Annotated in this window: 26 protein-coding genes; 14 read left to right on the forward strand and 12 right to left on the reverse strand. The window is 74.1% G+C overall.

What is annotated here, in order from left to right:
* Positions 1 to 2 precede the first annotated feature (2 nt).
* From ACFYPD_RS31425 to ACFYPD_RS31435, 3 genes are all read right to left on the reverse strand, one after another.
* Positions 3 to 1,247 (reverse strand): RNA polymerase sigma factor, encoded by a 1,245-nt coding sequence (locus tag ACFYPD_RS31425; RefSeq protein WP_387121518.1) that lies wholly within the window; start codon positions 1,245 to 1,247, stop codon positions 3 to 5.
* Positions 1,244 to 1,603: a YciI family protein gene (locus ACFYPD_RS31430; protein WP_387121630.1), complete on the reverse strand. Its 360-nt coding sequence runs from the start codon at positions 1,601 to 1,603 to the stop codon at positions 1,244 to 1,246. The genes ACFYPD_RS31425 and ACFYPD_RS31430 overlap by 4 nt, the downstream gene beginning before the upstream one ends.
* Positions 1,604 to 1,706: 103 nt before the next feature.
* Positions 1,707 to 2,900, reverse strand: coding sequence for a DUF2786 domain-containing protein (locus tag ACFYPD_RS31435; RefSeq protein ID WP_387121521.1), 1,194 nt, complete (start codon positions 2,898 to 2,900; stop codon positions 1,707 to 1,709).
* Positions 2,901 to 3,066: 166 nt separating this feature from the next.
* On the opposite strand from ACFYPD_RS31435, the gene ACFYPD_RS31440 reads away from it, so the two are divergent.
* On the forward strand, positions 3,067 to 3,906 hold the full coding sequence (locus tag ACFYPD_RS31440; protein ID WP_387121524.1) for a DUF3152 domain-containing protein: 840 nt from the start codon (positions 3,067 to 3,069) through the stop codon (positions 3,904 to 3,906).
* A 603-nt stretch (positions 3,907 to 4,509) separates the two neighbouring features.
* On the forward strand, positions 4,510 to 4,737 hold the full coding sequence (locus ACFYPD_RS31445; protein ID WP_387121527.1) for a hypothetical protein: 228 nt from the start codon (positions 4,510 to 4,512) through the stop codon (positions 4,735 to 4,737).
* Between the two features lie 63 nt (positions 4,738 to 4,800).
* On the opposite strand, the gene ACFYPD_RS31450 is transcribed toward ACFYPD_RS31445, so the two are convergent.
* From ACFYPD_RS31450 to ACFYPD_RS31470, 5 genes are all read right to left on the reverse strand, one after another.
* A complete protein-coding gene (locus ACFYPD_RS31450; RefSeq protein ID WP_387121530.1) occupies positions 4,801 to 5,238 on the reverse strand; it encodes a hypothetical protein in 438 nt (145 codons plus the stop codon).
* A 143-nt stretch (positions 5,239 to 5,381) separates the two neighbouring features.
* Complete coding sequence (locus ACFYPD_RS31455; RefSeq protein WP_387121533.1) at positions 5,382 to 5,783, reverse strand: hypothetical protein; 402 nt, start codon at positions 5,781 to 5,783, stop codon at positions 5,382 to 5,384.
* 171 nt (positions 5,784 to 5,954) lie between these two features.
* Positions 5,955 to 6,380, reverse strand: coding sequence for an ATP-binding protein (locus ACFYPD_RS31460; protein WP_387121535.1), 426 nt, complete (start codon positions 6,378 to 6,380; stop codon positions 5,955 to 5,957).
* A gap of 82 nt (positions 6,381 to 6,462) precedes the next feature.
* Positions 6,463 to 7,218: an SAM-dependent methyltransferase gene (locus ACFYPD_RS31465; RefSeq protein WP_387121538.1), complete on the reverse strand. Its 756-nt coding sequence runs from the start codon at positions 7,216 to 7,218 to the stop codon at positions 6,463 to 6,465.
* A gap of 129 nt (positions 7,219 to 7,347) precedes the next feature.
* Positions 7,348 to 8,232, reverse strand: a complete 885-nt coding sequence (locus ACFYPD_RS31470) for a DNA-formamidopyrimidine glycosylase family protein (protein WP_387121541.1) — start codon at positions 8,230 to 8,232, stop codon at positions 7,348 to 7,350.
* A gap of 6 nt (positions 8,233 to 8,238) precedes the next feature.
* On the opposite strand from ACFYPD_RS31470, the gene ACFYPD_RS31475 reads away from it, so the two are divergent.
* The gene (locus ACFYPD_RS31475; RefSeq protein WP_229791389.1) at positions 8,239 to 8,454 is read left to right on the forward strand and encodes a hypothetical protein; all 216 of its coding nucleotides are present in this window, start codon (positions 8,239 to 8,241) and stop codon (positions 8,452 to 8,454) included.
* A 128-nt stretch (positions 8,455 to 8,582) separates the two neighbouring features.
* Here ACFYPD_RS31475 and ACFYPD_RS31480 read toward each other — a convergent pair whose 3' ends face one another.
* Entirely contained in the window at positions 8,583 to 8,951 is a 369-nt protein-coding gene (locus tag ACFYPD_RS31480; protein WP_387121544.1) for an STAS domain-containing protein, read from the reverse strand.
* 131 nt (positions 8,952 to 9,082) lie between these two features.
* Between ACFYPD_RS31480 and ACFYPD_RS31485 the strand changes: the two genes are divergently transcribed.
* The 7 genes from ACFYPD_RS31485 (at position 9,083) to ACFYPD_RS31515 (ending at position 17,601) form a co-directional block, all read left to right on the forward strand.
* Positions 9,083 to 9,247, forward strand: coding sequence for a hypothetical protein (locus ACFYPD_RS31485; RefSeq protein WP_387121546.1), 165 nt, complete (start codon positions 9,083 to 9,085; stop codon positions 9,245 to 9,247).
* A 274-nt stretch (positions 9,248 to 9,521) separates the two neighbouring features.
* Positions 9,522 to 9,611 carry a K(+)-transporting ATPase subunit F gene (kdpF, locus tag ACFYPD_RS31490; protein ID WP_357940507.1) on the forward strand — a complete coding sequence of 30 codons (90 nt, stop codon included), beginning with the start codon at positions 9,522 to 9,524 and terminating at the stop codon, positions 9,609 to 9,611.
* Positions 9,611 to 11,266, forward strand: a complete 1,656-nt coding sequence (kdpA, locus tag ACFYPD_RS31495) for a potassium-transporting ATPase subunit KdpA (protein WP_387121549.1) — start codon at positions 9,611 to 9,613, stop codon at positions 11,264 to 11,266. Before kdpF ends, kdpA begins: the two co-directional genes overlap by 1 nt.
* Positions 11,267 to 11,289: 23 nt before the next feature.
* Positions 11,290 to 13,482: a potassium-transporting ATPase subunit KdpB gene (kdpB, locus tag ACFYPD_RS31500; RefSeq protein ID WP_387121552.1), complete on the forward strand. Its 2,193-nt coding sequence runs from the start codon at positions 11,290 to 11,292 to the stop codon at positions 13,480 to 13,482.
* Positions 13,482 to 14,363 carry a potassium-transporting ATPase subunit C gene (locus ACFYPD_RS31505; RefSeq protein WP_387121555.1) on the forward strand — a complete coding sequence of 294 codons (882 nt, stop codon included), beginning with the start codon at positions 13,482 to 13,484 and terminating at the stop codon, positions 14,361 to 14,363. Before kdpB ends, ACFYPD_RS31505 begins: the two co-directional genes overlap by 1 nt.
* A gap of 17 nt (positions 14,364 to 14,380) precedes the next feature.
* On the forward strand, positions 14,381 to 16,921 hold the full coding sequence (locus ACFYPD_RS31510) for a DUF4118 domain-containing protein (protein ID WP_387121558.1): 2,541 nt from the start codon (positions 14,381 to 14,383) through the stop codon (positions 16,919 to 16,921).
* Positions 16,918 to 17,601: a response regulator gene (locus ACFYPD_RS31515; protein ID WP_387121561.1), complete on the forward strand. Its 684-nt coding sequence runs from the start codon at positions 16,918 to 16,920 to the stop codon at positions 17,599 to 17,601. Before ACFYPD_RS31510 ends, ACFYPD_RS31515 begins: the two co-directional genes overlap by 4 nt.
* Before the next feature lie 155 nt (positions 17,602 to 17,756).
* On the opposite strand, the gene ACFYPD_RS31520 is transcribed toward ACFYPD_RS31515, so the two are convergent.
* Complete coding sequence (locus ACFYPD_RS31520) at positions 17,757 to 18,971, reverse strand: MFS transporter (RefSeq protein ID WP_387121564.1); 1,215 nt, start codon at positions 18,969 to 18,971, stop codon at positions 17,757 to 17,759.
* A 278-nt stretch (positions 18,972 to 19,249) separates the two neighbouring features.
* Between ACFYPD_RS31520 and ACFYPD_RS31525 the strand changes: the two genes are divergently transcribed.
* From ACFYPD_RS31525 to ACFYPD_RS31540, 4 genes are all read left to right on the forward strand, one after another.
* Positions 19,250 to 20,278, forward strand: coding sequence for a DUF4331 family protein (locus ACFYPD_RS31525; RefSeq protein ID WP_387121568.1), 1,029 nt, complete (start codon positions 19,250 to 19,252; stop codon positions 20,276 to 20,278).
* 128 nt (positions 20,279 to 20,406) lie between these two features.
* Entirely contained in the window at positions 20,407 to 20,817 is a 411-nt protein-coding gene (locus ACFYPD_RS31530) for a hypothetical protein (protein ID WP_387121571.1), read from the forward strand.
* Positions 20,818 to 20,833: 16 nt separating this feature from the next.
* Positions 20,834 to 21,430 (forward strand): cell wall protein, encoded by a 597-nt coding sequence (locus ACFYPD_RS31535; RefSeq protein WP_387121574.1) that lies wholly within the window; start codon positions 20,834 to 20,836, stop codon positions 21,428 to 21,430.
* A gap of 127 nt (positions 21,431 to 21,557) precedes the next feature.
* Entirely contained in the window at positions 21,558 to 22,424 is an 867-nt protein-coding gene (locus ACFYPD_RS31540) for a MauE/DoxX family redox-associated membrane protein (protein ID WP_387121577.1), read from the forward strand.
* A 34-nt stretch (positions 22,425 to 22,458) separates the two neighbouring features.
* Here ACFYPD_RS31540 and ACFYPD_RS31545 read toward each other — a convergent pair whose 3' ends face one another.
* Both ACFYPD_RS31545 and ACFYPD_RS31550 read right to left on the reverse strand, forming a co-directional pair.
* Positions 22,459 to 25,167 (reverse strand): M48 family metalloprotease, encoded by a 2,709-nt coding sequence (locus ACFYPD_RS31545; RefSeq protein ID WP_387121580.1) that lies wholly within the window; start codon positions 25,165 to 25,167, stop codon positions 22,459 to 22,461.
* Positions 25,160 to 25,681 (reverse strand): hypothetical protein, encoded by a 522-nt coding sequence (locus ACFYPD_RS31550; protein ID WP_387121583.1) that lies wholly within the window; start codon positions 25,679 to 25,681, stop codon positions 25,160 to 25,162. Before ACFYPD_RS31550 ends, ACFYPD_RS31545 begins: the two co-directional genes overlap by 8 nt.
* Between the last annotated feature and the right edge of the window lie 178 nt (positions 25,682 to 25,859).

Consider the following 25,859-nt stretch of genomic DNA (forward strand, 5'->3'; position numbering starts at 1 on the left):
CGTCACCGGTCCGTGGTGAGCCGGGCGGCGCGTACCTCCAGGTAGTGCCGCTCGGGCAGGCTGGTGGTGGCGCGGGCGGCGGCCAGGTAGGCGGTGCGGGCGTCGTCCCGGTCGCCGGCCAGTTCGAGGAGGTGGGCGCGGACGGCCGCGAGCCGGTGGTGGCCGGTGGTCCGCTCGTCGGCGTCCAGCGGGGCCAGCAGGGCGAGCCCGGCCCGGGGGCCGTCCACCATGGCCACCGCGGCGGCCTGGTTGAGGGTGACCATCGGGTTCGGCGCGAGCCGGGCCAGCACCCGGTAGAGCGCGACGATCTGCGGCCAGTCGGTGTCGGCCGCGGTGGGCGCCTCCGCGTGCACCGCCGCGATGGCGGCCTGCACCTGGTACGGGCCGGGGGCCGACCAGGTCAGCGCCTCGGTCACCAGGGCGACGCCCTCGGAGATCCCGGCCCGGTCCCAGCGGGTGCGGTCCTGCTCGGTCAGCGGCACCAGCTCACCGCTCGGGCCGGTGCGCGCCGCCCGGTGCGCGTCGGTGAGCAGCATGAGGGCCAGCAGCCCGGCCACCTCGCCGTCGTGGGGGAGCAGCCGGCGCAGCTCCCGGGCCAGCCGGATCGCCTCGCCGGTCAGCTCGGCCCGGTGCAGCTCGGCACCGCTCGAGGCGGTGTAACCCTCGTTGAAGATCAGGTAGAGAACGTGCAGCACGGCGCGCAGCCGCGCGTCGCGGTCGGCCGCCGAGGGCATGGCGAACCGGGCGCCGGCCGCCTCGATCCGCTGCTTGGCCCGGCGGATCCGCTGGCTCATCGTGGCCTCCGGCACCAGGTACGCCCGGGCGATCTCGGCGCTGCTCAACCCGCCGACGGCCCGCAGCGTGAGCGCCACCTGGGCGCTGACCGTGAGCGCCGGATGGCAGCAGAGGAAGAGCAGCTTCAGCGTGTCGTCCCCGCTCGGCGGCTCCTCGTCGGCGGGCGGGGCGACCGCCGCGTACGCCGGTTCCCGGACCGCCACGGCGACCTCGCGGTCCCGGCGGGCCCGCTCGCTGCGCCACTCGTCGGTGAGCCGGCGGGTCGCCACGGTGACCAGCCACGCGCGGGGATGGTCGGGCACGCCCTGCGCCGGCCACTGAGTCGCGGCGGCGAGCAGCGCCTCCTGGACCGCGTCCTCGCACGCGTAGAACTGGCCGTGCCGGCGGACGAGCACGCCGAGGACCTGCGGCGTGAGGGCGCGCAGCAGGTCCTCGACCGCCCGGTCGGTCACATCTCCGTCCCGGCCTGCTCCATCACCGGCCGCACCTCCAGCACGCCGAGCCCGTGCCGCACGTCCGGCCAGCTCGCGGCGATCTCGGCGGCCCGTTCCGGGGTCTCGCAGTCGACCGTCAGGTAGCCGGCGAACTGCTCCTTGCTCTCCAGGAACGGCCCGTCGGTGATCTCGGTGCCCCCGGCGCCGGCCCGGACGGTACGGGTCTGCGCCGGGTGGGCCAGCGCCTCCCCGCCGACCAGCTCACCGGACTCGGTCAGCTCCTTCATGATCACGTCGACCTCGCCGAAGATCGCGTTCCGCTCCTCCTCGGACAGCTCCTCCACGAAGCCGGGCCGGTTCCAGATCAGCAGCATGTACTTCACGGTGCACTCCTCGGGTACGGGCCACGGGCGGTGGCGCCTCTCGCAGAAGGGTCGGAGCCGGTACGTCTGATCCGACATCTTCCCGGAGGAAAAGTCACCGGCCCCCGCGCAACGGGCGGCGCGCCGGGGCGCCGGCGTCGAGGGAGGCGCGGTCGGCGGCCGTGGTGCCCGAGGTCCAGCCCTCCGCGTCGCGGACCTGGAGCCGGTGCCGCGTGACGCCGGGGAAGAGCTGGTCGACCCGCTCCTTGACCGCGTCCGAGCGGGCGGCGAGCACCGGGAGCAGCCGGTCGTCGGCCCGCTCCTCGGCCGCCGCCGAGGTGGCCGCCCGCAGGCGCTCCCCGATCCGCAGCGCGAACGCATTGAGGAAGGACTCGTCGTAGCCCTTGGTGCGCCGGCCACTGCCCTTGCGGCGCTCGCCCCGGCCACGCAGCATCGCGGCGGTGGCCTGCACCAGCAGCGAGGTGTGCAGCAGCTCGACGGCGGCCAGGTCGGCCGGGAAGCCGAGCACGGTGGCGAAGCCGAGGTCGTCGGACCAGATCGACTCGCAGCGGTTGGCCGCCGCCACCTCCTGGATGAGCAGCGCCTTCGCCGCCGCGTACGGGGCGTCGGTGCCGAGCCGCACGCCGCCGGGCCGGTCGGGTCGATCGGCTGCGGCGTCGAGCAGGGCGGCGTCGATGCTGTGCCGGGCCATCAGCTCCTGCGCCTTGCCGGTGAGCGCCTCGGCCTCGGCGGGGAAGGTGGTCGACTCGGCCTTGGCCAGCAGCGCGCGTACCCGCTCCAGCATCCGTGACCCGGTGGCCGGGGCGGCGGCGCGCGGGGCGGCGACCGGTCCGCCGGGCGGCGGGCGGAGCACCGCGATCGGCGGCAGCCCCGCCACCAGGGCGAGCGCGTCGACGGCGTCCCGCAGCGCGCTGATCCGATCGCCCTCGGCGCGCCGGTCCAGCCAACCCGGGTCGCCGTCCCACCGCGCGCCCAGCTCGGCGAGCTGGTCGTCGAACCAGGAGGGGACCGGGTCGGGCATCGCGCGCCGCTGGGCGGCCAGCACGTCCCGGAGCAGCCGGGCGCCCCGCGGGGTCAGCCGGCGGGTGGCGATCCGCTCCAGGTCCACGGGCTGCCAGCCGCGCGGCCAGAGCCGCGCCACGCCGCGGGTCAGCCGGGTGAGGAGCGCCGCGTCCACGGCCGGCGGGTCGCCGACGACCAGCCGGTCCAGGGCCCGCTCGGCCGCGGGTACGTCGGTGCCGCGCGCCGCCGCGAGGGCGTCGGCGAGCACCTGGTCGGCATCCGGCACGGGTGGGCTCCCTCTCTGGTGGCAGGTGGCGGGTCGCGCACCCGGGAACGAACGGTACCGGCGCGGGAACGGCCCCGACCGGTGAGCGCGCTCACCGTTCATCCGTCCGGGCCCGGCATCCGTACTCCTGACCGGACCGGGGCGGGTGTGACGGACGGAGATCGACGTGGGCGGGCGGGGCAGGCGGGACCGGGGTCTGCACCGTCGGCGGCGGGCGTCCCGCGCCGGCACCCTGACCCTGGTGGTGCTGCTGGTCGTGGCGGGCCTCGCCGGGTACGCGGCCCGGCGTCACCCGGACCTGCTGGTCGCGGCCGGCGTGCGGCCCGGCGCCCCGGCCTCCGGTCCCGCCCGCCCGGCGGTGATCACGCCCGCCGCGCTGCCGGTCCCGGCGGGCGGCCGGGTGCCGCCCGGCACCAGCTATCCGGACCGGGGCACGGGCAGGTTCCGCACCGCCACCGGCGTCGGCGCGGTGGCCGGCCGCGGTGGTGAGCTGCTCCGCTACCGGGTCGCCGTGGAGGACGGCATCGGCAACGTCGACGTGGAGCGCTTCGCCCGGGAGGTGGCGGCGACGCTGTCCGATCCCCGCGGCTGGACCGGTGGCGGCCGGTGGCGGCTGCAACGGGTGGGGCGCGACGATCCGGCCGACTTCACGGTGCTGCTGACCACGCCGGTGACCCGGGGCCGGCTCTGTGACGACACCACCGACCGCTACACCTCCTGCCGCCACGGCGACCAGGTGGTGATCAACGTGGCTCGCTGGGTGCACGGCGTGCCGCTGTTTCCCGACCTCGGCCTCTACCGGCAGTACCTGCTCAACCACGAGGTGGGGCACCGGCTCGGCCGGGGCCACGAACTGTGCCCCCGGGCCGGCGGCCCGGCGCCGGTGATGGAACAGCAGACGCTCGGTCTGCACGGGTGCCTGCCGAACGCCTGGCCCCGCGTCGGCGGCGCATCGCACAGCGGCCCCTCCGGCCAGTACGACGACCCGATTCCGGCGGAGGACTGACCCGCCGGCGACGACTGCCGGATCGCGGGTGGTACGCCCGGGCCGCAAATTGCAGATAGTGCCTCTGACCTGGGGTTTTGCTTCCCTGCGCGCCTACGGTTGGGGTGCGCCCGACGCAGTGCGTCGCCTGGGGACAGTCCCTTTCGCCGGCTGGACTCGGTGGAAGCGGACGGCGCCAGGCGTATCGGCTTCGGTGAGCCTGCTGACACCTCGCCCCCTGTCCGACCGACGGGCGAACGACAGCGGTGGCGACGGAAGGGTTAGGGCTGTGGACGATGAGAACAGAGCGAGCCATGAGGATCTTCCTCGATGGCGGCTGCATCTTCGTGGGGCTCGGCGGGATCGTCCACCAGACGACAATCGTGCCGCCCGGTCAGGCCAACGCCGTTCTCCTGGGGACGTACGTGACCATCCTGGGGATTCCTGCGGGCGTTGGGCTCCTGTCGCTGCGGCGCAATGGCGTCAGCGATACGACCAGTTCGCCATCAACATATCCGTCGCCGGACTCACGGCCGCCACCATCGCCATCTCCGCCGCTAACCGGGCCGGGTGAGTGACATGACCTGTTCGCAGTGGCACCTGGGCTCGCGCACGACGCGTCTCATGATCACGTCGTTCCTGTTCGCCCTGGTCGCGACCATTTCGTCCATGGTGTACGCCAACTCGGTCGCCCGGCACTCCGTGCAGGACCTGTGCTCCCTGGTGGTGACGCTCGACGACACCTACCGCGCCACGCCCCCGCAGACCCCCACGGGTCGTCAGATCGCGGACCAGATGAGTCAGCTGCGTACCCGACTCGACTGCCCGGCGCCGGGGTCGGCGCGGGCCTGATGAGGCCGCCTCCGGCGGGCCGCTCTGTACCTGCCGCAGTACAGAACGGCCCGGACGGAGAGGTCAGCTCTGCGACGCCGGAACGTGGACGTCGCAGCGGTCGCCCTGCTCGGCCTGCGCCACCGTCCGCCCGGCGCAGAGCCGCAGCCTCGGCAGGAACCCACCCCACAGGTAGTCGGCGCGGCCCTGGAAGTTGGTCTTGCCCCGCCCGCACAGGTGGGTCAGCGTGCGCCATTCGAGGCCGTCCGCCGGACCGTTGTAGGCGATCTGGACCACGGCGCAGCGGTTGCGCTGGTTCAGCGCGAGGGTCCCGTCGACCGCGACCGGCGGGACGGGGTTCTCGGGGATGCTCATCATGAGCCGGTAGGTGCCGTAGGCGCTGGCGCTGCCGGCAGCCAACTGGAAGCTGTCGTCCGCGGCGGCGGCGGGCGGGGCCGCCGCGACCACGGCGATGCCCGCGCCCGCCAGGGCGCAGAGGGTACGGGAGACGAGGCGTTTCATCGGCTACTCCTGAGGTGCGCCACCGGATGTGTGGTGGCGGTACGAAAAGCGTCGTCGGCGGGTGTGCCACGGCTTTCGGAATGATTTCCGGCGCAATTCGCCGGGGCCGGCGAAATGCCGGAAGGAAATCGACGCCCGGGACGTCAGCGCACGAACAGGGTGTAGCTGGGGGCGAAGCCGGTCCGGCAGCGGAACGACACCCAGACCCGGCGCGCGACGCCTTCGGCGCCGACCTGCCGGCATTCGGCCTGGGCGTCGGACACCTCGTTGAAGGCGGCGGTGTAGACCTGCTTCTCCGCCGGGTACGCCTCGGTGCGGGGCCGGTAGGTGACGATCAGGTCGTCGCCGGCGAAGCCCGACCGCACCGAGAACGCCTCCCAGGCGCCGGCGGTCCGGCCGGCCTCGCCGACGACCGAAGCGCGGCCGAAGGCGTACGTGCCCAGCAGCGCGGTGGCCGGCTCGGCGGTCGCGGCGTGGGCGGTGGACGGGGCCAGCACGGCCCCGGCGATGCCGGCCAGGACGAGGGGTCGCGTGAGCTTGCGCATCTGTTCAGGTCCTTTACGAATAGTCGCGGGGATCTCCCGCGGTTTTTCGGGACGACCGGCGGGGGGTTTCTCGCGGCCGGTTCGGAAAGGACCCTACGAGCCGTCCACTGCGGACGGTGTAAAGCAGATCACATTAAGCGAAGAACAATTTGTTAAGCAATTCGTGACGGGTCAGCGGGGGAACGAGGCCCAGATGTTCTTGGTCTCGTCGGTGGCGTGCCACCCGACGGCGAGCGAGACCGACTCGGCCAGCATCAGCCCGCGCCCGCCCGAGTCGAGCGGGTGGACGGCGCCCAGCCCAGGGGCGGTGCCGAGGTCGCGGTCCGCCACGTCGAGCACGAAGCAGTCGTCGGCCGCGAGCAGGGTGACGATCGTCGGCGGCCGGCCGTGCCGCAGCGCGTTGGTCGCCAGCTCGGTGGCGACGAGCACCACGAGGTGGGGCACCTCGTCGAGGTCCTCGCCCTGGACCAGGCCGTGCCGGGTCAGCGCCTCGCGCAGTGAAGCCCGCAGGTCACGCAGCTCCTCGGCCGTGGCGAGCACCCACTGCTCCAGCTCGGCGGCCCGCGGCGGTGGCGGCGAGGGGCGCAGCTGTTCCATGAGCAGGCTTTACCCTGCGTAGCCGTCCGCTAAGCCGGTCCGGACCGGCTCCCGGGTCGACACCGGGAGCCGGTCCGGCCGCTCAGCGGCGGAGCAGGGCGAAGACGCCCCAGCCCAGGTACTCGCGCTGGTAGCGGACGTGCCGCAGCGGGTCCTCGGTCAGCTCCCGGCGCAGCTCCCCGGCCAGCTCGTCGTCGGGGTTCGCGTCCAACCAGCGGCGCAGGTTGAGCCAGTGCGCGGCGGCGTACCGGTCCCAGCTGTCCTGGTCGGCGAGGACCATCTCGACCAGGTCCCAGCCGCACTCGCCGAAGAGCCCGACCAGCCCGGGCAGGTCGTGGAACTCCTCCCGCGAGCGGGCGTGGCAGCCGGCCAGGGTCTCCTCGTCGGGTGGGTCGCGCCGCCAGTACGGCTCGCCCACGAGGACCATCCCGCCGGGGCGCAGGCCGCGCTCCAGGATCTCCAGGGTGCCGGGGACACCCCCGCCGATCCAGGTCGCCCCGACGCAGGCCGCCAGGTCGACGCGCTGCTCGGGTACGTATGTCGCGGCGTCGCCGTGCACGAACCGGACCCGGCCGGCGACGCCCAGCTCGGCGGCGCGCGCCCGGGCGGCGGCGGTGAAGGCGGTGCTGATGTCCACCCCGGTGCCGGTGACGCCGTGGTCCCGGGCCCAGGTGCAGAGCAGCTCGCCCTTGCCGCTGCACAGGTCGAGGATCGACGCGCCGGGCCGGAGCTTGATCGCCCGGCCCAGGGTGGCCAGCTTGGCGTCGTCGAACGGGTTGAGGATCCGGAGGTCGCCCTCGCGGATGGTGAAGCTACGTGGCAGATCCAATGCGGTCACTCCAGGAAGAGGGTGCGGACGTCGGAACGAGGCGGCGGACGCTCGGCACGGGCACCAAAACACCCTCTTCAGGCAGTCGGAGTGACGTTGGTGGGAGGCTAGCCACCGGCACGCCGGCCGCCAACCGGATTAGCCGGCCGGTTGGTCCACCGGGCAGGCGTACGCGGTCCGGCCGCCCACCTGCCAGGTCCGCACCGGGCTGCCGCAGCGGCGGCAGTGTTCCCGCTTGTACACCCACCGCTCATCCGGCGCGGTCGGGTCGCTGACCACCTGGCCCAGGTCCCGGCCGAGCGCGAGGTGGACGACGGCGAGGCGCCACAGCCGCTCCGCCGCCGGGGCGCCGACCGACCGGGCGTCCGGGTCCAGCCCGGCCAGGAACAGCAGTTCGGCCCGCCACGCGTTGCCGATGCCGGCCCAGACGGCCTGGTCGAGCAGCGCCGCGCCCACGGCCGCGCCGGTCGCGGTGAGCCGGCGGACCGCCTCGGCCGGATCGGCGTCGCCCCGCAGCGGGTCCGGCCCGAGCGAGGCCCGCAGGGCGCGCTCCGCGTCCGCCGGCAGCGGCTCGCAGCGGATCGGCGCGATGAGGTCGTACGCCACCGTCGGGCCGGCCAGCCGCAGCCGGGTGCCGGGGCGGGGCGGCACCGCCGGGTCGTCGTAGCGCAGGAACAGCCCGCGCATGCCGAGGTGGACGTGCAGGACGGGCGCGTCGGGAAAGTGGTAGAGCAGGTGCTTGCCGTCCGCCTCGACGGCCCCCAGCGACCGGCCCGCGTACGGGGCCGGGTCGAAGCGGCCCTGCGGGCTGGAGAGCGTGACGTCACCCCCGGCGAGCGCGTGGTGCTGCTCCCGCGCGTACCGGTGGATGAGGTGGCCCTCGGGCATGTCCGGCGCGTACCCCGCCCACCGGGGCGGAAACGCGCGCACCCCGCCCACCGGGGCGGAAACGACCGCGGCCGCTGAGCCGGGAATCCGCCCTACCGGCAGGTGCGGGTCGGTCGGCTGCTGCGATACCGTCACCACGTGATGGTCGAGGAACATTGGTGGAACGGGGTCAGCGCCCCGCGTGGGCGCCGTGACGTCTACATCCGCACCGACGGGCAGCGCTGGGAGGTGCAGGCCCAGATCGGCGGCGCCGCCGGCCGGTCGAAGATCCAGGAGTGCCCGAGCCGGGGCTCGGCGAGCATCCTGGCCGGGGCGTGGCGCGGCAGCGGCGCCGGCTGGCGCGAGGTGCGGCGCTGAGACTGACCGGCCGGTCAGTCCCGCGGCCCGTTCACCGCGCGGTCGAGCATCGACTCGGCGACCTCCCGTAGCTTCCGGTCAAAGCCCTGCGACACCTGCGCCAGGATGGCGAACGCCTCCCCCGTCGATCACCGGCGCTGGCCCATGATGGTGCCCTCGACCGGGGACCGGGACGGCGCCGGGACGATCTCCGACTCGATCAGCGTATCGGTGATGCGCAGGACGCGGCGGACGACCGACGAGGGATTCCGCACCGTCAACCGCCCGCCCCGGTCGCCCAGCAGCCGCCGCGCCCGCAGCAGCGCGCTGATGCCGTGGGCGCCGAAGAAGGTGACCTCGGAGAGGTCCAACTCCACCGCGACCGGTGGCGGGTGGGTGAGGGACTCCACGAGTTCGACGAGCAGATGGGCGTTGCTCATGTCGATCTCACCGGAGACGCCGATCCGGGTGACGGCTCCCGGCACGGTGCAGGCCAGCCACATGACGGCCTCGTCCACGCGCGACGATCCGGCCGCGGTGGGGACGCGGTGGGAACCGAACTGTGGGGGTTGCTCTGACATGGCGCCTCCGACGATGACGATCGGTGACGCTCACGGCCCGCGGCCGTGAGCGGCGGAGGGCGCATGTCTTGACCCGTCCGGAAGACTACGCCCCCTGCCCGGACATCGCACCGACGACATTTCCCCACCTCCTGCACCGGGTCGCCGAGTTGGCCAACCACTCCCAGGACTCCAACCGCAAGGTGCACGACGTGGCCGAGGCCCTCGTCGCCGCCATCGAAACGGACCGCTGAGTTCCGGTCCGTGTCCCGCGCCGGGTGACCGGGCTCACCCCGCGTACCGGCCCGCGTGAAAGGCGCGTCAAGAAACCGGCTCCCACCGTCACGGTCGCGTTATAGCCCCTGTCCGCGCGTCCGATCCGGCGTTGTGATGGCTCGGCGCGACCCGAAGGCGGTCGCCCGACAACGTCCGGTAAGAGGAGTCAGCCGTGTCCGACGTGGTGTTCGTGCTGGTGACGGTGGGGCTGTTCGCGGCTCTCGCCCTCGTGGTGAGGGGTGTGGAGAAGCTGTGAGCGCGGTGAACGCCGCCGGTCTGGTGCTGGCGATCGGCCTGGGCCTTTTCCTGGTCGTGGCCCTGCTGTTCCCGGAGCGCTTCTGATGACCATGACAACAGCCGGCGTCCTCTTCCTGCTGTCCCTGGTGGCGGCGCTGGTCGCCGTCCACCGGCCGTTCGGCGATCACATGTACCGGGTGGTGTCCGGCAGCCGGCAGTCCCGGGTCGAGCGGGGGATCTACCGACTGGTCGGGGTCAACCCGAACGCCGAGCAGACCTGGGGTGTGTACGCCCGCAGCGTGCTGGCCTTCTCGGCCGTGTCGATCCTGTTCCTCTACCTGTTCCAGCGCGTGCAGGACAGGCTCTGGCTCTCGCTGGGCTTCGACCCGGTGGTGCCGCACGGCGCCTGGAACACCGCCGTGTCCTTCGTGACCAACACGAACTGGCAGTCGTACTCGGGTGAGTCGACCATGGGACATCTCGTGCAGATGGCCGGCCTGGCCGTGCAGAACTTCGTTTCCGCCGCGGTCGGCATGGCCGTGGCGGTGGCCCTGATTCGTGGGTTCGCCCGCAGCCGCACCGGCGGGCTGGGCAACTTCTGGGTCGACCTGACCCGGATCACCCTGCGCATCCTGCTGCCGGTCGCCGTGCTCGGCGCGCTCGCCCTGATGGTCGGCGGCGTGGTGCAGAACCTCTCCGGTGGCACCGACGTCACCACCCTGACCGGCGGGACGCAGCACCTCACCGGTGGCCCGGTGGCCAGCCAGGAAGTGATCAAGGAGCTGGGCACGAACGGTGGTGGCTTCTACAACGCCAACAGCGCCCACCCGTTCGAGAACCCGACGGCTTGGACGAACTGGCTGCAGATCTTCCTGATCCTGCTCATCCCGTTCAGCCTGCCCCGGGTCTTTGGCCGGATGGTCGGTCAGAACCGACAGGGCCACGCGATCGCCGCGGTCATGGCCATCCTCGCCTTGGCCAGCGTCATCCTGACCAACGTCTTCGAGTTGGCCGGGCACGGCACCGTTCCGCAGGCGGTCGGCGCGGCGCTGGAGGGCAAGGAGGTCCGGTTCGACGTGTCGAACTCGGCGACCTTCGCCGCCGCCACCACCCTCACCTCGACCGGCGCGGTGAACTCGTTCCACGACTCGTACACCGCGCTGGGCGGGATGATGACGCTGGGCAACATGATGCTCGGCGAGGTCGCGCCCGGTGGCGTCGGCTCGGGCCTCTACGGCCTGCTGATCCTGGCGGTGGTCACGGTGTTCGTCGCCGGCCTGATGGTCGGCCGGACCCCGGAGTTCATCGGCAAGAAGATCGGGTCCCGCGAGATCAAGCTGGCCTCGCTGTACTTCCTGATCACCCCGGCGCTGGTGCTGGCCGGCACGGCGGCGGCGTTCGCCACCGGCAACAACGCCACCGCGCTCAACGTCGGCCCGCACGGCCTCTCCGAGGTGCTCTACGCCTTCACCTCGGCGAGCAACAACAACGGATCCGCGTTCGGCGGCATCACCGTGAACACCACCTGGTGGGACACCGCGCTCGGACTCTGCATGCTGCTCGGCCGGTTCCTGCCGATCATCTTCGTGCTCGCCCTGGCCGGTTCGCTGGCCCGGCAGCAGCCCACCCCCGCGTCCGAGGGCACCCTGCCGACCCACCGACCGCTCTTCGTCGGGATGGTCGTCGGCGTGACGGTGGTCCTCGTGGCGCTGACCTTCCTTCCCGCGCTCGCGCTCGGCCCCCTCGCTGAGGGGCTGTGACCACCACCATGAGGAACGAGAACATGTCCGTCACACCCGTGACATCCGGCCCCGGCGAGGAGCCGGTGGCCGGCACCCCCGCCATCCACGGCAACCGGGTCGGCGGGGGTCTGCTGGACCCGAAGCAGTTGATCCGGTCGCTGCCGGACGCGCTGCGCAAGCTCGACCCCCGCACGCTCTGGCGCAACCCGGTGATGCTCATCGTCGAGATCGGCGCCGTCTTCACCACCGTCCTGGCGGTGGCCGACCCCTCGGTCTTCGCCTGGGCGATCACCGTGTGGCTGTGGCTCACCGTGGTTTTCGCGAACCTGGCCGAGGCGGTCGCCGAGGGCCGGGGCAAGGCCCAAGCCGCCGCCCTGCGGCAGGCGAAGCAGGACACGATCGCCACCCGCCTCGTCGACTGGAAGCCCGGCGCGGCGGCGAACGCCTACCGCGACGAGGCGGTCCCCGCGCCGCAGCTCCGGCAGGGCGACATCGTCCTGGTCGAGGCCGGCGGCATCATTCCCGGCGACGGGGACGTGGTCGAGGGCATCGCGAGCGTCGACGAATCGGCGATCACCGGCGAGTCCGCGCCCGTCATCCGGGAGTCCGGCGGCGACCGCAGCGCGGTCACCGGCGGCACCAGGGTGCTGTCCGACCGGATCATCGTGAGGATCACCCAGAAGCCGGGCGAGAGCTTCATCGACCGGATGATCGCCCTGGTCGAGGGTGCTAACCGGCAGAAGACCCCGAACGAGATCGCGCTGAACATCCTGCTCGCCGCGCTCACGATCATCTTCCTGCTGGCCGTGGTGACCCTCCAGCCGCTGGCGATCTTCGCCAAGGGCTACCAGGCGGCGGCCCCGGACACCGGCGCGATCACCGACGCCGGCGTCAGCGGCGTGGTGCTGGTGTCGCTGCTCGTCTGCCTGATCCCCACCACCATCGGGGCGTTGCTGTCGGCCATCGGCATCGCCGGCATGGACCGCCTGGTGCAGCGCAACGTCCTGGCCATGAGCGGCCGGGCGGTCGAGGCGGCCGGCGACGTGAACACCCTGCTGCTGGACAAGACCGGCACGATCACGCTGGGCAACCGGCAGGCCGCCGAGTTCCTTCCGGTCGACGGCGTGACCGCCGCCGAGGTCGCCGATGCCGCGCAACTGTCCAGCCTCGCCGACGAAACCCCCGAGGGGCGTTCCGTCGTGGTACTCGCCAAGAACGAGTTCGGGCTGCGCGAGCGCGAGTCGGGACTCATCCCGCACGCCACCTTCGTACCGTTCACCGCGCAGACCCGGATGAGCGGCGTCGACCTCGACGCGGGGAGCGTCGACGGCGGCGTCCGCCGGATCCGCAAGGGTGCGGCCACCGCGGTGATGAAGTGGGTACGCGAGCACGACGGCCGCCCCACCGAGCAGGTCGGCCAGCTCGTCGACGAGATCAGCGGCATCGGTGGCACCCCGCTCGTCGTCGCCGAGCACGTCGACGGCCAATCGGCCCGAACCCTCGGCGTCATCCACCTCAAGGACATCGTCAAGACGGGGATGCGGGACCGGTTCGACGAGATGCGCCGGATGGGCATCCGGACCGTCATGATCACGGGCGACAACCCGCGTACCGCGCAGGCGATCGCGGACGAGGCGGGGGTGGACGACTTCCTCGCCGAGGCCACCCCGGAGGACAAGCTCGCCCTGATCAGGAAGGAACAGGAGGGCGGCCGGCTGGTCGCCATGACCGGCGACGGCACCAACGACGCGCCGGCCCTCGCCCAGGCCGACGTCGGTGTGGCCATGAACACCGGCACGTCGGCCGCCAAGGAGGCCGGCAACATGGTCGACCTCGACTCCGACCCGACGAAGTTGATCGAGATCGTCGAGATCGGCAAGCAGTTGCTGATCACCCGCGGCGCGCTGACCACCTTCTCGATTTCCAACGACATCGCCAAGTACTTCGCGATCATCCCGGCCATGTTCGCCGGCATCTACCCGAGTCTGGACACGCTGAACGTGATGCGGCTGGCCAGCCCGGAGTCGGCGATCCTCTCCGCGGTCATCTTCAACGCGATCATCATCGTCGCGCTCATCCCGCTGGCCCTGCGCGGCGTGCGCTACCGGCCGGCCAGCGCGTCGAAGCTGCTCAGCCGCAACCTGTGGCTCTACGGCCTCGGCGGCATCCTCGTGCCGTTCGTCGGCATCAAGCTCATCGACCTGCTCATCCAGCTCATTCCGGGGATCTCCTGATGCGCCTCCCTACCTGGCTCGCCCAGCACCTGGCCGCCCTGCGCGCGCTGCTCGTGTTCACCGTTCTGCTCGGCCTCGCGTACCCGCTGGCCCTGGTGGCCGTCGGCCGGATCCCCGGTCTCGACGGCAAGGCCGACGGTTCGCTGGTGAGCGTGAGCGGCAAGACCGTGGGCAGCTCGCTCATCGGCCAGTCCTTCACCGATGCGGACGGCAACCCCGTGCAGCGCTACTTCCAGTCTCGGCCGTCGGCGGCCGGCGACGGCTACGACCCCACTTCCACCGCGGCCAGCAACCTCGGCCCGGAGAGCGTGGTCGACACCATCGCCGCCGACCCCGACGACTCCACCCAGAGCCTGCTCACCCAGGTCTGCTCACGGAGCAGGGCGGTCGGTGAGCTGGAGGGAGTGGACGGACGGCGCCCCTACTGCACCCCGGACGGCGTCGGCGCGGTGCTGGCCGTGTTCCGCGCCGACGGGCTGACCGGCCCGATCACCCGGGTCGTCAGCGTCAACCAGGTCGCGCCGGCAAGGCCCTTCGTGGCCAGCTGGCAGGGCGTCGCGGTCGAGCTGGCCCAGCCGGACCACGACTACGTGGCCGAGGGTGGCATCGTCACCCCGGTCCGGGGGGACGCGCCGGCGGAGCCGGCCGTGCCGGCCGACGCGGTCACCGCCAGCGGCAGCGGCCTCGACCCGCACATCTCCCCGGCGTACGCGGAGATCCAGGTGGCCCGGGTGGCGCGCGAGCGAGGCGCGGACCCGGCGGCGGTGCGGAATCTGGTCGGGGAGCACACCACCGGCCGGGCGCTCGGCTTCCTGGGCGAGCCCGCGGTCGACGTGCTCGCCCTCAACCTCGCCCTGGACCGGCAGTTCCCGGCGCGCTGATCAGGGAGGATGGTGCCGTGCCAAGGGGAGAGCTCCGCATCTACCTCGGGGCCGCCCCGGGCGTCGGCAAGACGTACGCGATGCTGGAGGAGGCCCGGCGGCGGGCCGAGCGCGGCACCGACGTGGTGATCGGGCTGGTCGAGACGCACGGCCGGCCGCACACCGCGGCGATGATCGGGGACCTGGCGATGGTGCCCCGGCGGACGCTGACCTACCGGGGCGCCACCTTCACCGAGATGGACCTGGACGCCGTCCTGGCCCGCCGGCCGGAGCTGGCGGTGGTCGACGAGCTGGCGCACACCAACGTGCCCGGCTCCGGCCACGAGAAGCGCTGGCAGGACGTGCAGGAGCTGCTCGACGCCGGGATCAGCGTGCTGACGACGGTGAACATCCAGCACCTGGAGTCGCTGAACGACGTCGTCGCGCAGATCACCGGCACGGTCCAGCGGGAGACCCTGCCCGACCAGGTGGTCCGCGCCGCCGAGCAGGTCGAGCTGGTCGACATGACCCCGGAGGCGCTGCGCCGCCGGATGGCCCACGGCAACATCTACCGACCCGACAAGATCGACGCGGCGCTGGGCAACTACTTCCGGGTCGGCAACCTCACCGCGCTGCGCGAGCTGGCCCTGCTCTGGCTGGCCGACAAGGTCGACGAGCAGCTCGACGCGTACCGGGCGCAGCAGGGGATCTCGGCGACCTGGGAGGCCCGCGAGCGGGTGGTGGTGGCGCTGACCGGCGGGCCGGAGGGGGAGACGCTGATCCGCCGGGCGGCCCGGATCGCCGCCCGCGGCAAGGGTGCCGACCTGCTCGCCGTGCACGTGGCCCGCAGCGACGGGCTGGCCGGGGCCGACCCGGCCCGGCTGGCCCGGCAGCGTGTGCTGGTGGAGAGCCTGGGCGGGACGTACCACCAGGTGCTCGGCACGGACGTCCCGGCGGCGCTGCTCGACTTCGCCCGGGGCGTCAACGCCACCCAACTGGTGCTCGGCGCGAGCCGGCGCGGACGCTTCGCCCACCTGCTCTCCCGGGGCGTCGGGGTCACCACCACCGCGCTCTCCGGGCCGATCGACGTGCACCTGGTGACCCATCCCGAGGCGGGCCGGGGCCGCCGGGCGGCCGAGATGCCGGCCGCGCTGTCCCGGCGCCGCCGGCTGCTCGGGTATGCGCTCGCGGTCCTCGGCATGCCGCTGCTGACCCTGCTGCTCGCGGTGCTGCCCGACCTCACCCTGACCAACGACATCCTGCTCTTCCTTGCCGGCGTGGTCGGGGTGGCGCTGGTCGGCGGACGGTGGCCGGCGCTGGTCGCCGCGCTCGGCGGATCGCTGCTGCTGAACTGGTACTTCACCCCGCCGTTCCACACGCTGACCATCGCCGAGGCGGACAACCTCCTCGCCCTCGGCGTGTTCGTCGGGGTGGCCATCGCGGTGAGCTGGGTGGTCGACGTGGCCGCCCGGCGTACCCGGGAGGCCGCCCGGGCCTCGGCCGACGCGCAGACCCTGGCCACCGTGGCCGGCGGGGTGCTGCGCGGCGAACGGCCGCTGCCCGCGCTGCTGGATCGGCTGCGGGAGACCTTCGCGCTGCGCGCGGTGAGCGTGCTGGAGCTGGTGGCGGAGGCGGAGGGGCGGCCCGGCCGGGCCCGGGAGGCGGCCGCCTGGCGGGTCGTGGCGAGCGTCGGGGAGGCCCCGCCGGGCAGCCCCGGCGCCGGGGAGACCGCCGTGCCGGTCGACGACCGGCTGACCGTGGTCCTCGCCGGCCGCCGGCTGGAGGCCGCCGACCGGCGAGTGGTCGAGGCGTTCGCCGCCCAGGCCGCGGTCGCGCTGCGCCAGGAGCGCCTCGCCGTGCAGGCCGCCGCGGTCCGGCCGCTCGCCGAGGCCAACCGGATGCGCACCGCGCTGCTCGCCGCGGTCAGCCACGACCTGCGTACGCCGCTGGCCTCGGCGAAGGCGGCGGTGAGCAGCCTGCGCAGCCACGACGTCGAGTTCGACGCCGACGACCGCGAGGAACTGCTGGTCACCGCCGACGAGTCGCTGGACCGGCTGGCTCGGCTGGTGGCGAACCTGCTCGACATGAGTCGCCTCCAGGCCGGCGCGCTCGGCGTCACCGCGACAGCGATCGGGCTGGAGGACGCCGTACCCCGGGCCCTGGACGAGCTGGGCCCCGTGGCGGCCGACGTCACCACGGACATCCCCGCCGACCTGCCGGCCGCCGACGCCGACCCGGGCCTGCTGGAGCGGGTGCTGGTCAACATCGTGGCCAACGCCCTGCGGCACAGCCCGCCCGGCCGGCCGCCCACCATCACCGCGAGCGCCCACGGCGGGCAGGTCGAGCTGCGGGTCATCGACACCGGGCCGGGCATCCCCGAGGACCAGTGGGAGCACGTCTTCCTGCCGTTCCAGCGCCTCGGTGACCGGGACAACCAGACCGGGGTCGGGCTCGGGCTCGCGCTGTCGCGCGGGCTGGCCGAGGCGATGGGTGGCAGCATCACCCCGGAGACCACCCCGGGCGGTGGGCTGACCATGGTGGTGCGGCTGCCCGCCGCCGAGGAGAGGGGCGAGGGGTGACCCGCATCCTGGTCGTGGACGACGAGCCGCAGATCCTCCGCGCGCTGCGGATCAACCTGCGCGCCCGCGGCTACGACGTCCAGGTCGCCGAGACCGGCGCGGCGGCGCTGAAGACCGCCGCCGGGCACCCGCCCGACCTGGTGGTGCTGGACCTCGGCCTGCCCGACCTGGACGGCGTCGAGGTCATCCGGGGGCTGCGCGGCTGGACCACCGTCCCGATCATCGTGCTCTCCGGCCGGGCCGGCAGTGAGGACAAGGTCTCCGCGTTGGACGCGGGCGCCGACGACTACGTCACCAAGCCGTTCGGGGTGGACGAACTGCTCGCCCGGATCCGGGCGGTGACCCGCCGCCTCGGCGGCGCCGCCCCCGCCGAGCCGGCGCTGCGGATCGGCCGGCACACCGTCGACCTGGCCGACCGCACGGTCAGCCGCGACGACGACGGCGGCGAGGTGAAGCTCACTCCGACCCAGTGGGCCGTGCTGGAAAAGCTGCTGCGCAACCCGGGCAAGCTGGTCAGCCAGCGGCAGTTGCTGCACGACGTGTGGGGGCCGGAGTACCAGCACGAAACCAACTACCTGCGGCAGTACATGGCCCAGCTCCGGCGCAAGCTGGAGGACGACCCGGCCCGGCCCCGGCACCTCCTCACCGAGCCGGGGATGGGCTACCGCTACCGGCCCTGACCCGGGTCGCCGGTCGGTGCGGGCAGCCCGGTCGCCGTCCTCCAGCACGCGGGTGAGCTGGATCAACGTGAAGACGAAGACGAGGTCGAAGAAGACCTCGACAGCGGTCACCCGGTCGGCCGGCGCCGGGTTGCCGGACCCCGGACGCGCGGGTGTCATGAGGACCGAGCGTAGATCTCCGCCCCGGGCTCGGGGCCGTTCTCCCGCCGCCACCCGTCCCCCCGCGACACGGCCCAGAGCACCACCGTGCCGAGCAGCGCGGCGGCCGGGGCCACCGCCAGGCCGTACCGGAGGTCGGTCGACACCAGCGGGCCGGCGAGCGCGGAGCCGGCGGCGCTGCCCACCACGAACGCCGTGCTCACCCAGGCGAACGCCTCGGCCACCGTACCGGGCTCGGCGAGCCGCTCGGCGGTGAGGAAGATGGCGGTCAGCAGGGGCGGCAGCGCCAGCCCGCTGACGACGAGCAGGCCGGCCATCGGGGCGGGGTCGGGGGCGAGCAGCAACGGCAGGAAGCCGACCGTGAGCGCGGCGGCCAGCAGCGGCAGCCGCCCGGGCCCACCCGGCCGGGCCCGGGTGTAGAGCAGGCCACCGGCCAGGGCGCCGGCCGCCTGCGCCGCGAGCAGCCAGCCGCTGAGCCGCCGGTCGCCGGCCGCCTCGGCGTAGCCGGTCACCGCCACGGCGATGCTGCCGACCGCCGCGCCGACGCCGACCACGCCGGCCATCAGCACGGCGAACCGGGGTACGCGCAGCGGGCCGGCCCAGTGCCGCGCCGCGGGCACGCCGCGCCAGGCGCGGACGGCGGGGCTGAGCGCGTACGCCGCGGTGCCGGCCAGCTGCAACACCCCGGCGGCAACCAGCCCGGCGGGCGGGCCGGCCAGGGTCACCGCGAGCAGGGTGACCAGTGGGCCGACCACGAAGATCACCTCCTGCACGGCGATGTCCAACGTGTACGCCGTGGGCACCGTGGCGGGCGGAAGCAGGGCGGGCCAGAGGGTACGCAGGCACGCTTCCAGCGGCGGCGTGCCGAGTCCGGCCACCGCCGCGCCGACCACGGCGCCGGTGAGGTGCCCGCCGGTCAGCGCCACCGCGCCGAACCCGAGGCCGGAGAGGATCGCGGCGCCCCACAGCACGGGCGGCTGCCGCCAGCGGTCCACCGCCCGGGCGAGCAGCGGCGTGCCCACGGCCATCCCGGCGGTGTACGCGGCCACCAGCAGGCCGGCGGCGGCCAGGCTGAGCGACTGGCGGGCGAAGAGGAGCAGGGCCAGCGGCCCGCTGGCGGTGGGCAGCCGGCCGACCTGGCTGCTGAGGAGGACCCGGAGAACCTGGGGTGCGCGCAGCACCGCCCGGATCCCGGAACTGTCGATGGACATGAGGCATCGCTCCCGGTGCGACGTGAGAGGGAAGAGGGGGCGTCCGGTGCCGGGGCGCCTCAGGGAGCGAAGTCGGCCCGCTCGTGGTCGTTGCCGTAGAGCGGCAGGGCAGGGGTGAGCCACTGGGCGTACGCGGCCGCCGCGGCCTCCACCGGGATCACCCGCTGACGGTAACCCACCCGGTGCCCCGGCGGAAAGTAGCGAATCGGTGCCTTTGCACTGATATGCCCGGATAGGCTCGGGCCTGCCGTGCCCAGCCGCTGATCCGGGAGACAGCCATGTCGCACCACCTCGACACCCCGCTCGCCGCCCAGAGCGGCCAGCTCTACCTCGACGACCTCTTCGTCTTCGACGGCGAGCGCGGAACGGTCCTGGCGATGGACGTCAACAGCTCGGTCACCCGGGCCGACATCAAGCCCGGCTTCCACCACGAGGCGCGGTACGAGTTCAAGGTCCACGTCGACGGCAGCGAGATGGAGCAGCTGACCTACCGGGTGGCCTTCGGCGAACTCGACGGCCAGGGCCGGCAGGAACTCACCGTGCACGCCCTCACCGGCGCCGAGGCCTACGACGACGGCGCCGCCGGCACGCCGGTCGCCCAGGGCCGCGCCGGGGAGGAGGTGACCGGCGGCAACCTGCGGGTCTGGGCCGGGCGGATCACCGACCCCTTCTACATCGACCTCGACCAGCTCGCCACCGTCAACGACGCCTTCAAGAACGGCGCCCGGCTGGACCGCTCCGCCTGGCGCCCGGAGAACGCGAAGAACACCTTCGCCGGCACCACCGTCGACTCGATCGTGCTGGAGGTGTCCCGGGATGAGCCGATGCTGTCCGTCGACACCCGCATCGGCGTCTGGGCGGCCACCAAGCTCGCCACCGACGCCGGTGGCTGGCGGCAGATCAACCGCGCCGGCCATCCGATGATGTGGCCGATCTTCTGGCCCACCGACACCGACTTCTCGAACCCCGCCAACACCCGCCACCCCTGCGAGGACCTGCGGGCCGACGGTGCGGAGATCGCGTCGACGGTCGCCCGGGTGGTGGCGGCCAACGGCACCGCGCCGGACCCGGGCGCGTACGGCTGGAGCGTGGCCCGCGAGCTCTACCCGGACGTGCTGTCCTACCAGGTCGGCACCCCGGCGAACTACGGGTTCGCCGCGCGCAACGGGCGCACCATGGCCGACAACGCGCCCGAGGTGATGTTCTCCCTGGTGCTCAACACCGGCATGACCTCCGGCCTCACCCCCGACGTCAGCAGGGACGCCCGCGCCGGCTCCTTCCCGTACGTCGTCCCGGCCGCGCGGTGACCCGCTGAGCGAATTCCGCCTGTAGGAAATCTTCGACCCGCCTGTTGACGTGGATGGTTTTTGTTATAACAATCGCCATCTATATCGACATCCATCGTTGTCGGTCAACGATCGGGAAGGAGGTATCCATGGCGGCCATACAAGGCGAGGTGTCGTGGTTCTGCTGCGGCACCGCCTGGGGACCGTGCGGCACCGCTGGGGGCGGCGCCTGTGGCACCTGCAGGTCGGGCAACTACCAGCACGCCTGGCCGAACACCTCGGACGCGTGCTGGGCCATCACCCACCCGGACACCTGCGGCCTCAGCATGAGCCGGCGGGGCTGCGGCTTCCGCCACTACACCACCAACCGCTGCAACGGCGCCCGGGTCGGCACCACCATCGCCGACTGCGGCCCGCAGACGGACCTGTTCTGCGGCGAGCGCACCTGCTGCGGCTCGGCCTGCGGCAGCAACCGGATCATCGACCTGACGCCCGCGGCGTTCAGTGCGATCGGCAGCCTCTCCGTGGGGCTGCGGCCCTGCTCGGTCGACACCGTCTGAACGGGAGGGTTCCGTCATGCCACAGACCCTGGACCGCCGCCGCCTCCTCGCCACCGCCGCGCTCGGCGGCGTGGTGGGCGCCACCGGACTCGGCTCGCTCGCGCCCGAGGCGGCCTTCGCCGCCGAGCCGGCGACCGTCGAACCCGGCGCGCCCGACCCGAACTTCGCCGAGGGCCGGATCAGCAAGATCTCCGGCCACCTGCTGCTCGTCACCGGATCCGACCGCGTGCTGCACTCGATCCGGATCACCGACGGCACAAGCCTCTGGAAACTGCACCCGACCACGTTCGACCAGGTTGCCATCGGCGACGGGCTCTACGCCCGCGGCGTCCGCCTGCCCGACGGCACGCTCGCCGCCGACTCCGTGTGGGTCAACATCGTCAACCTGCACGCGCACATCGCCGCCGTCGGCCGCAACCTGCTGCACCTCGACTACAAGGGTCAGCGCATCGTCGCCCACGTCGTGCCCGGCCGCTCCGCCGCGGTCTACAACGGCACCCCGGCCATCAGCGACCTGTCCCTGCTCCGGGTCGGCCGGCACGTCCAGGTGCTCGGCGCCTGGCACCCGGACACCAACGAGATCGACATCGCCACCGTCTACGCCGCCGCCTGACCGGTACGCCCGACGGCTCCAGGTCGCGGCGCGGCGTCAGACGCGCCGAGCTGGAGCCGTCGTAGGGCGGCGCGCCCCATCCGGCCGCCCGGGCGTCACCCGTCGGACCCACCCGAGGGGAGAACCCATGATCGACATGATCGCGGCGCTGCAACCGCTGGTCGTCGGCGCGGTGCTGATCTGGTCCGCCCGCGTGAAGCTCCTCAACCGGCACGCCGCCGCGGTCGCCCGGCGGTCCGCGCTCGTCCGGCTGATCGGGGAACATCGCGCGCTGCCCGCGTACCGGCTGCTCGGAGGCGCAGAGCTGATCCTCGGCGCGCTCCTCCTGCTGCCGCCCGCCCGGCGGCTGGAGACCGCCGTCGCCACCGCCCTGGCCGTCGGCTTCCTCGGCTACCTGGCGTACGCCCGCCGGGCCGCCCCCACCTCCTCGTGCGGCTGCCTGAGCAGCCGCCCGACCCCGGTCGCCGGTCGCAGCCTCGGGCGGGCCGCGCTGCTCGTGGCGGCGGCCGGGCTGGCCACCCTGGCGCCCGGCGGCTGGCCGGCCGCGCTCACCGACCGTCCCGTGGCCGGCGGCGTCGCGCTGCTGGCCGAGGCGGTGGCCGTGGCGGCGCTCTCACCAGAACTGGACGCCGCCTGGCTGCTGCCGCTGCGCCGGCTGCGCGCCCGGCTGACCAACCCGCTGCGTGGCGGCACCGGGCTGCCGCTGCTCGCCACCGTGCAGCAGGTCCAGCTCAGCGACTCCTACCGGCGCGTCGCGCCGCTGCTCCGCTCCGACGTCCGCGAGCACTGGGACGACGGCGAGTGGCGCTTCGTCGGCCACGCCGCGCGCTACCAGGGCCGGCCGGCCACCGCGGTCTTCGCCGTGCCGCTGGTCGACGGCGGGCCCGACGCGGTACGGGTCGCCGTCGTCGACGACGTCACCGGGCAGACGCTGCTGGCCCTGGCCGGCGTCGGGCGACCCGCCGGCCCGCGGCTCGACGTGGTGCCCGCGTAGCGGGCGGGCGGGACCACCGGCTCCGGTGGTCCCGTCACGCCGGGCTGCGGACGAAGGTCTCCTCGCCCCACGACCCGTCGTCGCCGTCGAACCGCACCACCAGCTCGGCCGGCCCGCACCGGTACGCGCTGGCCGAGTCGTCCACCACCCTGGTCACGTCGGCCTCCCGCCCGTCCACCCGCAGCAGGGCGAGGTCACCGGTGGTCACCACGTTCCGCTGGGTGTAGCGGCCGTTCCGGGCCGTCCACCGGTAGGTCTGGGTGCCCCGGCGTATCTGCCGGATGGTGTGCCCGTTCACCGTCCCCTCGGCCACCGTCAGGTCGTACAGGTCCGTCGCCGTGCCGTCCGCCCGGTAGGCGGTGGCGAACCCGGTCGACGCCCCGCTGGCGAGGTCGACGGTCGTGGCCGCGGTCAGCCCGGCCAGCCGTCCCAGGATTGAGTCCGTCGCGACGTGCAGGTGGTAGCGCCCCGCGGAGAGCCGCCATACCCCGACCAGGCAGCTGTCCCGGTCCACCGGCGCGGCGGAGCTGCCCGGCCCGTCCGCCGTGACGACGGCGGCGGCCAGGCCGAGCAGCACGGCCGCCGCCGCCGTCGAGGCCGGCCAGCGCCGGGAACCCACCCGGACCAGCACGGCCGTCACGGCGGCGCCCAGCGCCGCGGCGAGCGTGGCGAGCACCGGCGCGAAGAGCAGGGCGTGTCCCAGCGCGCGGGCCACGGCCGCCCGATCGGGGCCGGCGCAGCCCGCGCCCGGCCGGCCCGGGCCGCAGGAGAGCAGCACGCCGGTGGCCAGCACCGCCGGCGCCAGCAGCACCCCGGCGGTGAGCGCCGCGAGCGTGCCGTGCCAGATCGACAGCCGCCCGCCGGCCACGACCGCCACCGCGGCCGTCGCCTCGACCAGCGTCACGGGCAGCAGGGTGTGCCCGTCGACCAGGGCGCGCAGCGTCGCCGGCCCGAGGCCCGGGTCACCGGCGGCCACCGCCGCGCCGGCCACCACCACCGGCAGCGCGATCGCGGCCACGATCCCGGTGACCGCGCCGAGCCGGAGCGCCCGCCGGGCGGCGGCGCCGGTCGCGACCAGCGGAAAGAGGACGGCGGCCAGCGGGGCGGCCAGCAGGTACGGCGCCTGGTCGGCGAGGACCCGTACGTACAGGGCGAGGGTGTCGGCCAGCGTGACGACGGTGACCCGGTCCGGGTGCCCCTCCCGGGCGGCGAGCAGCCGCAGCATGCTCAGGTCGCCGTCGGCGCACCAGGCGTCCAGCACCAGCAGCGCGCCGAGGAAACCGGCGGTCAGCACGGTCGTCGCCAGCGCGGCGGCGGCCCAGACACGCCGCACGGCGCGGCCCTCGGCGTGCCGGGGGAGCCGGCGCAGCCAGGCGTCGGCGCCCAGCGCCACCCATCGCCCGAGCAGGGCGCCGCCGGCGACGCCGCACAGCGACAGCGCCAACTCCACCCACCATACCGGCCGGTCGTCGGCGTACCCGGCCGACCAGGCCAGCCGCCGGCCGACCAGCAGCCCGACCGCCAGCGTGGCCCCGAACACCGCGCCCCGGACCGGCCGGTTACCGTGCCGTCGGGCCCACCAGGCCGACCGCCAGAGCGTCCCGGTCAGCACCAGCGCCAGCGGCGCACCGAGCAGAAACCCCGCCCCGTGCGAGCCGCCGGTGATCGGGTCGAGCCCACCCAGCCGGCGCGGCAGGTGGGACAGCAGGTCCACCAGTGGGGGCGCGGCGATGCCGGCCGCCAGCCCGGCGCCGAGCGCCTCGACCGGCCGGGCGGACACCAGCCGCCGGGGCCGGTCCAGCTCGTCGGCGCGGGCCCGGGCCAGCGGGTGGAACCGGAACAGGGCGGCCAGCCGGTCCCGCCACCCGGTGGGCCGCCGCCCGACGTCGAGCAGCGCGCGGGCCGTTGCCGCGTCGTCGCCGCCCAGCCGGGCGTCCGCGGCGAACTCGCGGGCGCGCAGCACGGACCAGGCGGACACCTGCACCACCACCGCGAACAGCGCCAGCCGCCACACGTCCCGGGCCAGGTCCGGCGCGCGGAGAGCGCTGAAGAAGGTGACGGCGGCCGGGGCGACCACGCCCAGCGGGAACGCCCACGCCAGTGCGACGGTCAGCCGAGTCAGGTCCACGTCCGCGTTGCGCAGGTGTGCGAGCTCGTGCAGCACGACGGCCCGGAACCGCGCCGGGGCCGTCCGGTGCGCGTGCACCAGCCCCAGGTCGAGCCGGACATATCGGGTGGAGACGGTGCCGAACGTGTTTCCGCTGACCCGGGCCGACCGGGACACCAGGAAGGTGGGCGCCCGCCGCAGGCCGGCCTCCCGCACCAGCGCGGCCAGGTCGGCCCGCAGCGCCTCGGTGCCCGGCACCCGATCCAGCCGGCGCAGGCCGCGCAGCCTCCACTCGACCCACGGCGCGGCCAGGTAGACCAGCGCGGTCACCGCCACGAGCACCGCCAGCCCGATGAGCATCTGCCGCAGCACGTCGGTGCCGAGGGTGCCGAGGCACCGCTGCACGGCGGCCGCCGACTCGGCGTCGACCGTGCCCGCCCGGACGTCGATCGGCGGCGGCAGGCCGGCCAACCCGGCCAGGCAGATGGCGCGCTCCCGGGTGACCGCCGGATCGACGAGGACGATCTGCCAGCCGAACATGCTGGTCCCGAGCACCGCCGTCACCACGGCGACGAACCGGCCCAGGGTGGCCGAGGGGAGTGGCGGGTGCGGCGTCCCCTGCCGGGGCTCACCCACCGTCGGCGTCCGCGCCGAACCGGGCCACGAACGCCTCGCGCACCGCGTCCCGCAGCACGGCAACCTGGTCCTCGGTGAGCTGCCAGCGCGGGTCGCGGGCCGCCGCCGTGACCACCTCCTCGATCCGCAGCAGCTGGCCCGGCCGCAGCCGCACCGGCAACTCCGGGGAGCGGCGGGACGGCCACCGCCGGCCGAGCGCCCGCAGGCCACCCCGGACCGCGTCGGTGGCCTCGGCCTGCACGGCGTCGCGCAGCGCCGCGAGGCCGACGCCGCACAGCACCATCACGTACGGCAGCAGCGGTTCGACGAGCTCGGGGAACCCGCCGCCGCCGGCCTCCCCGCCGCCCACCCGGGTGAGCGCCCGGGGATCCCGCCGCCACCGGGCCGGACGGCGCCGGTAGGCGGGGGCGAGGAAGGGCAGCAGGTGCTCCTCCTCGGGTGCGACCGCGCGGATCGCCGCGCGGACGAGGTCGTCCTCGGTGCTCGTGTCCGGAGCGGACCTGGTCGGGATCATGCCGTCGCGCCTCCTGGCCGGTGATCGGGAAGCGGCGGCTTCCGGCGTCAGGGTAGGGAATGCGCACCGTGGGTGACGATCAGCAATCGGACAGTAACTCCGCGCGCACCGTGGTCGTGTGCGGTCGCACCTCGTAAGGCGTACGGTGAGCATGTCGTCCGGGTCTCCGGTGGCCGCC

Source organism: Micromonospora sp. NPDC005299 (assembly GCF_042872345.1).
Lineage (GTDB): Bacteria > Actinomycetota > Actinomycetes > Mycobacteriales > Micromonosporaceae > Micromonospora.